We start from the raw sequence: 6,742 nt of genomic DNA on the forward strand, positions 1-6,742 counted from the left end.
GGCAGTAGCCCTGCGCGGCAACAATCACCGGTTTGCTGACTCGGGGGCCGGCAAAAACACCCCATGGATCGTAGCCCCCCGGCGGTACTTGCCAGCCTTCGGCCAACGCTCCGCTCGCGCTGATCAGATCGAGCCCGGCGGTGAAATGCTCGCCATGGGCGAACACCACCGCGACCCGCGAGTCGATGTCAGCCTCGTACTCGCCATAAGCCAGACTCAGCTCGTTGAGCAGCTCAAGGTCGAAGGCATTGCGCTTGGCCACCCGATCCAGGCCGATCATCAGGACATGACCGTGTCGTTCGCGGGTGACACGACTGCAAGCGGGCTGATTCATGGAGCAAATCCTCAAGCGGGAAGGGGGTGTCAGACCGCAGGACTACCTGATAACGATGAACCGATTTAGCGCCATCGCCAGCGGGGCCGGGCTTTTGAAAAATAGACCCTCGCACGAATATCCGCAAAGGCTGTGATACAACCGTGAATCTGGGGTTTTTCCGACAAATAATGCTCCCTTTTTGGGCGAATTCCGGTATAGTGCGCGCCGGCCTTTAACCGGGCCGCGTTTAGGTAGCGCAATTCCCCGAAGTCAGCTTCGGCTGCACGTCCGCACAGCGGACTCTCCCTTGACGAATCTTTTTCATTCATTCGTTTTCGCAAATCCCCGCCGACAAAGCAGCCAGGGCGACTCTTGAGTCTTACACGGCATGCGCAGCTTTGGAGCATGGGTCTTTGCGGATGCACTTAGAGGCAGACCCATGACCCAGGAAACCGGCGGCTTCGCCGCTTTTAATCTTAATCCGAATATCCTTGCAGCCGTCATTGCGACTGGCTACGAAGAGCCTTCGGCTATTCAGCAGCAATCGATCCCGATCATCATGGCCGGCCACGACATGATTGGCCAAGCGCAAACCGGTACCGGTAAAACCGCCGCGTTCGCCCTGCCGATCCTGCATCGCATCGATCCTGCCAAGCGCGAGCCGCAAGCCCTGATCCTGGCGCCAACCCGTGAGTTGGCGCTGCAAGTAGCAACCGCTTTCGAAACCTACGCCAAGCAAATGCCGGGCGTTACCGTTGTGGCCGTTTACGGCGGCGCCCCTATGGGTCCACAACTGAAAGCAATCCGTAATGGCGCACAGATCGTTGTCGCCACTCCGGGCCGTCTGTGCGACCACCTGCGTCGTGACGAAAAAGTCCTGGCTACCGTGAACCACCTGGTTCTCGACGAAGCGGACGAAATGCTCAAACTGGGTTTCATGGACGACCTCGAAGTTATCTTCAAGGCACTGCCTCCAACCCGTCAGACCGTATTGTTCTCGGCCACCCTGCCGCAGTCGATCCGTGCCATTGCCGAACGCCACCTGCGCGATCCGCAACACGTGAAGATCCAGACCAAGACTCAGACCGTTACCGCGATCGAACAGGCTCACCTGTTGGTTCACGCTGACCAGAAGACCTCGGCTGTATTGAGCCTGCTGGAAGTGGAAGATTTCGACGCACTGATCATGTTCGTGCGTACCAAGCAAGCGACCCTGGACCTGGCCAGTGCCCTGGAAGCCAAAGGCTACAAAGCCGCTGCGCTGAACGGTGACATTGCTCAGAACCAGCGTGAGCGCGTGATCGAATCCCTCAAGGATGGCCGTCTGGACATCGTTGTGGCGACCGACGTTGCTGCTCGTGGTCTGGACGTTCCGCGCATCACTCACGTGTTCAACGTTGACATGCCGTACGATCCGGAATCCTACGTTCACCGTATCGGCCGTACCGGCCGTGCCGGTCGCGAAGGTCGTGCACTGCTGCTGGTAACTCCGCGTGAGCGCCGCATGCTGCAAGTGATCGAGCGTGTAACCGGTCAAAAGGTTGCCGAAGTTCGCCTGCCGGACGCTCAGGCCGTTCTCGATGCTCGCATCAAGAAACTGACCAACAGCCTGTCGCCGCTGGTAGCTGATGCCGAATCGACTCACGGTGATCTGCTGGATCGCCTGACTGCCGACATCGGTTGCACCCCGCGTGCACTGGCCGCTGCTCTGCTGCGCAAGGCAACCAACGCTCAGGCGCTGACCCTGGCTGCAATCGAGAAAGAACGTCCATTGGTGCCGAACAACGCACCGCGTGGCGATCGTCCAGAGCGTACCGGTGATCGTCCGGACCGTGGTGATCGTGAGCGTCGTGCTCCGGTTCCATTGRCTGAAGGTCGTGCTCGTTGCCGTACCGCGCTGGGTGCGCGTGATGGTATCGCTGCCAAGAACCTGTTGGGCGCCATCCTGAACGAAGGCGGTCTGGCTCGTGAAGCCATCGGCCGCATCCAGGTACGTGACAGCTTCAGCCTCGTCGAGCTGCCGGAAGATGGTCTGGAGAAACTGCTGACCAAACTGAAGGACACTCGCGTTGCAGGTAAGCAGTTGAAGCTGCGTCGCTATCGCGAAGATTGATCCGCTCTTGAGCTGATTGATCGCACATAAAAAATCCCCGACTGGTTCGGGGATTTTTTTTGTCCGTGGAATTTCGCATTAGCCCTCAGGGTCTTTTATTATCAATGCTTGCGGCGTATTGTCAGTCCCTAGCTGTTCGTGRTGATTCGTCGAAATCATCGTAATTGTGTGGGGCTGAGTGTGGGGCTGTCGCGATGGGCCAGTTGAATGCAAGAACAGTTGAGACGTTGACCGGGGCCGGTAAACACTCGGATGGCGACGGTCTATATCTGGTCATCAGTGCCACCGGCAACAAGTCTTGGCTGTTGCGCTACCAGATCAACGGCAAGCGCCGGGACATGGGCTTGGGGTCTTACCCTGCAGCATCACTAAAAACAGCTCGGCTGGCGGCTGCTGAGGCAAGGACGTTGATCCTGCAGGGGCGTGACCCGCTAGATGAGCGCCAACGCCGTAAAGAGGCCCAGAGTGCCGAGCAGGCAAAAGCCGTCACTTTTAAATCGCTAGCGTTGAGCTATCACGCTAGCCATTGCCAGCACCTTGCCGAAGGCCGCCGCAAAGGTTGGCTCTCGATAATGGAGCGATACGCATTCCCTACTATGGGAAGTCTGCAGCCCGAACAGATCCAGACTGAGCATGTACTTCGCGTACTGAGGCCGATTTGGGGTGAGAAGCCCCCAACGGCTAACGAACTTCGCGGTTATCTCGAAAGTGTGCTGGACGCTGGAAAGTCACTGAAGCTGCGAACCGGTGATAACCCGGCACGCTGGCGCGGTCATCTGGACAACCTGCTGAGCCGGGCTGACAAGAAGCGAGTCAGGCAAAAGGAAAAGCATCCGGCAATGGCTTGGCAGGAACTGCCGAGCTTCATGGGCAGACTTGCCAGAATGGAGGGCCGTGATTCTGCAGCACTGCAATTGGTGATCCTGACCGCTGCACGTGCTGGCATGGTTCGATGTGCCACTTGGGATGAGTTCGATCTTGAGGCTGCCACATGGCGCCTGCCAGCCGAACGCATGAAAACCCGTCAGGCCTTCACGGTTCCGCTGTCGCAGCAGGCAGTCGAGTTGCTGCAATCACTGCCCCGCATTGATGGCAATCCACACCTGTTCCCCGGAACAGGCAGATCGGGCGTCATGGGCAGAAGCGCACTGTTTAACCTGCTAAATGCGATGGAACATGAAGCCATCACCACTCACGGGTTCCGCGCCACCTTCCGTACATGGGCGAGCGAACGCACCCACTTTCCGCGCGAAGTCTGCGAGTTGTCGCTGGCACATGACGAGCGCGACTCAACCGAGGCCGCTTATAGCCGCAGCAACCTGCTGGATAAGCGCCGGGAGCTGATGCAGGTGTGGGCAGACTTCGCTACGACTACGCCAGCGGCGAACGTGGTGCATGGCGCATTCGGGAGGGTTGGCGGATGAAAGAAATAGAGGATGCTTACGAGCAGTTCTATTCAGATGCAGGGGCTTTAACGGGACACACCACCTTGCGAATGTTGATCGCGCTATCTGAGCTTTCTCCGGACAAACGCAATAAGCCACTCCGGGGGGGATCTGCCGAGATTTTGGTTGCGTCAACCCGAGCCTTGGCAAAAACGCTCACCACGTCTGAGCAGGTTGAATTACTTGAAACCTTGCTTGAGACCTTTCTAGTGTTCAGCGGCGTAGTAATTATCCCCACAGCCGTGGCTGATAATCAAAACTACAAAAACACACTAGGCCGCTTGAAGACAAACAAGGATGCCGCCATTGACAGGGCAAAAGCCATAGCCGCAGAGATGTGGAAAGCTGATACCGCTCAGGTGATAAAACTCGCAATGATGATTCAATCGGTCTGGAAGCAGATGATTGATGAGGGCTACCAAAAGCAACTACCGGACAAACCTGAAAGCATCAGGAAATGGATTCAGCTCGCAGCACCATCCTATGCCCGCAAGGGCGGCCGCCCCCGTAAAACCCCCTGAACGTTACGTAAAAGGGGTTTTACGTAACGGTGGGGGAATTTTAAGGTCCGCCAATTCACTCAAAAATACGCCTCGTAACGCTGCAACTCGCAGCCGTCTATGGGGCTATGCCGATGAACCCAACTCAACCAATTACGAGGCGCATTCTTCGCCTCGGTCACATCAAGACCATCACTGGCCTTTCCCGTACCAGTATCTACGAACTGATGAGTCGCGGGCTTTTCCCAAAGGGAAAGCCAATTGCTGGCTTGCATGCTGTCGGTTGGGATTCGAGCGAAGTGGAGTCCTGGATTAACCAGCAACTCGATAACCAATAAAAAAGCCGCCACGACCCTGCTGGGGCAGGACGTGACGGCTTATGGCGCGGCACCAAGGCGAGTCTACGCCTTTCGCGCTTACAGGTTTCACGCACCTCCTGTTTCCCCCAGCGTTTTTTCGTGTCGGCTTCTCGTGAGACCTCAAGGAGCTATCGCTATGAAGAAGTCGCCCGAATCGTTTAAAGCCGAGGAAGCACACCCTAAACTTGAAGTGCTCGATGAAGCCGTTGAGGCGCGCCTGCTCCTTTCAAATGACTTGCCGCCTGGGCTGTTGCGCGAGGCGAAAGACGCCCTGGCCCTGAAATATGGAGCGGCGACCACCAGCACAGGGGGTAGTCTGCGCAGCCTTCGCCGCTGGCTGGCCAAGTGTGATGCCAAGCGGGCCAAGGCCAAGGCCAAGCGGGGTGATGCATGAGCTTTTTCGCTGCGCCATCCCCGGCTTGGGTGCTGACCAACACTGGGCCGGAGAGCGGGCACTACGTGACGGTGGTAACTACCCGAAAGCCCTGCGGCAAGAGCGCCAGTATCGACACTGATGGGCAGCTGCTGTTCGAAGCACAAAGCCGCTCAGTATCTGGCACGGCGAAGGTGGTGCACGCGCCCACCCCTGAGTACTTGTTGGCTCTGCTGTTGGGGTTGACTGACCACCAGTACGTGATACCTGACTTTGTACCGGAGACGGTCGGCCTTGAGGCGTTCGAGCTGCTGACTCAGAAAGACCATGAGAGCCGCTTTCCCGGAGCAAAAAAACGGCCCGTGCAGCAGGGTGACCGGCTATACGTTTGCCTGAACCTGGATGATTGGCGCTTCGGCAACTGGCGCGTGCTGGATCGGGATGTAGATGCCAGCACGCCAGAGCGCTTCCGTGTGCCGTATGAGCAATGGATCGAACTCGCCGACAGGCTGCTGCCGGGAGTAGCGACAGCACCACGGGTGTTCTGGCCATCAAGCAAGGCGCGTGTGCAGAAGATCGATGGCAGCAGAGCAGTGACCTTTAACAGCCATACCTGGATTGACTGCTCGGGTGGCGGTGTAGAGCTCACCAACGCCATGCGTGGTCGTCTGCTGCTGCGAGCATCTGAGCTTGGGCTGACGTGGGACGTGCCGCGGGTAGCGAAAGCAACAGGTGAGCAGTTGCCGGGCAAGGGCTGCACCAAGACGATAGTCGATGCGAGCGTGTGGTCACGGCACCGGCAAATCTATGCAGGGGCGCCAACGGTAGCCGATGGGTTGCAACTGGTGGCCACGAGCGGATTCGCTATTCAAGGAAGCGCGATTGACCTGCACAAGGCGCTGCCAGAGCCCTCGGATGCGGCGCTGAGGCGCTATAGCGAACATACCGGCACTCAGGCCTCGGTGGGCCCGAATGGCACGCTCAGCATCACCGACCGAGACTCGTTGACCCTTGAACACAAAGTCGAGCTTGAAGACGGCGCCGTGATGACATTACGGGACTTCTGGGAGGCTACTGAACTGCCTTTCGGTACCAAGTATCGCTGCCAGGCAATCCTGCGCGAATCTTCGAGCGGGAACGGAATTTTGCGTAAATACGCCGGAGGGCGGATCGTGCATCACGACAACGGAATCGGCGTTACCTATGTACTGGACGTGAACGCGAGGAAGGTTGAAGAGGTTGAGCCGGTTGAGCAGCCGGACTATTTTGACCCAAGCTCGCAGCGTGGCGAGGTGCCTTTTCCGCCTGGGCTTGCGGGCGATGTGGCAGAGTTCGCCATGTTGGCATTTCGTATGCCGAATCGTGACTTTGCAATGGCTTGCGCCCTGCAAACGCTCAGCGTCATTAATGCAAACCATCGGTACGTCGGCGTTTCAGATACTCCGCTGAATCTCTATCAGTGTCTGGTTGGCGATACCGGCAAGGGTAAGGAAGACCCGCGCAAACTCTTGAAGCTGCTGGTCGAGAAGTCGGGCAGCTCCGTCGAGGTTACGGAGACTGTCGCCTCTGGCCCGGCGTTACTGCGTGCACTCCACAAGCATCGGCATGTAGCCATCTGCACCGATGAACTTGGGTT

Annotated in this window: 7 protein-coding genes; 6 read left to right on the forward strand and 1 reads right to left on the reverse strand. The window is 57.8% G+C overall.

Features of this window, described 5'->3' with window-relative positions; translation table 11 throughout:
- On the reverse strand, positions 1-334 hold a 334-nt coding region (locus AC1DSG_RS25455; protein ID WP_477793354.1), incomplete at its 3' end, for an enoyl-CoA hydratase-related protein.
- Positions 335-755: 421 nt separating this feature from the next.
- Between AC1DSG_RS25455 and AC1DSG_RS25460 the strand changes: the two genes are divergently transcribed.
- From AC1DSG_RS25460 to AC1DSG_RS25485, 6 genes are all read left to right on the forward strand, one after another.
- Positions 756-2,429, forward strand: coding sequence for a DEAD/DEAH box helicase (locus tag AC1DSG_RS25460; RefSeq protein WP_477793355.1), 1,674 nt, complete (start codon positions 756-758; stop codon positions 2,427-2,429).
- A gap of 194 nt (positions 2,430-2,623) precedes the next feature.
- Complete coding sequence (locus tag AC1DSG_RS25465) at positions 2,624-3,853, forward strand: tyrosine-type recombinase/integrase (RefSeq protein ID WP_477793356.1); 1,230 nt, start codon at positions 2,624-2,626, stop codon at positions 3,851-3,853.
- Positions 3,850-4,395, forward strand: coding sequence for a hypothetical protein (locus tag AC1DSG_RS25470; protein WP_477793357.1), 546 nt, complete (start codon positions 3,850-3,852; stop codon positions 4,393-4,395). The genes AC1DSG_RS25465 and AC1DSG_RS25470 overlap by 4 nt, the downstream gene beginning before the upstream one ends.
- A gap of 113 nt (positions 4,396-4,508) precedes the next feature.
- A complete protein-coding gene (locus AC1DSG_RS25475) occupies positions 4,509-4,712 on the forward strand; it encodes a helix-turn-helix transcriptional regulator (RefSeq protein WP_477793358.1) in 204 nt (67 codons plus the stop codon).
- A gap of 157 nt (positions 4,713-4,869) precedes the next feature.
- Positions 4,870-5,127, forward strand: coding sequence for a hypothetical protein (locus AC1DSG_RS25480; protein ID WP_477793359.1), 258 nt, complete (start codon positions 4,870-4,872; stop codon positions 5,125-5,127).
- The coding region (locus tag AC1DSG_RS25485; protein ID WP_477793360.1) for a hypothetical protein at positions 5,124-6,742 on the forward strand (1,619 nt) is incomplete at its 3' end. The genes AC1DSG_RS25480 and AC1DSG_RS25485, both read left to right, overlap by 4 nt.

Source organism: Pseudomonas sp. P5_A12, from assembly GCF_056400685.1.

What these genes read in the sequence shown, in the direction of transcription:
- AC1DSG_RS25465 (WP_477793356.1), top strand. Translation starts at nt 2,624, where the DNA reads ATGGGCCAGTTGAATGCAAGAACAGTTGAGACGTTGACCGGGGCCGGT.
- AC1DSG_RS25470 (WP_477793357.1), top strand. Translation starts at nt 3,850, where the DNA reads ATGAAAGAAATAGAGGATGCTTACGAGCAGTTCTATTCAGATGCAGGG.
- AC1DSG_RS25480 (WP_477793359.1), top strand. Translation starts at nt 4,870, where the DNA reads ATGAAGAAGTCGCCCGAATCGTTTAAAGCCGAGGAAGCACACCCTAAA.
- AC1DSG_RS25475 (WP_477793358.1), top strand. Translation starts at nt 4,509, where the DNA reads ATGAACCCAACTCAACCAATTACGAGGCGCATTCTTCGCCTCGGTCAC.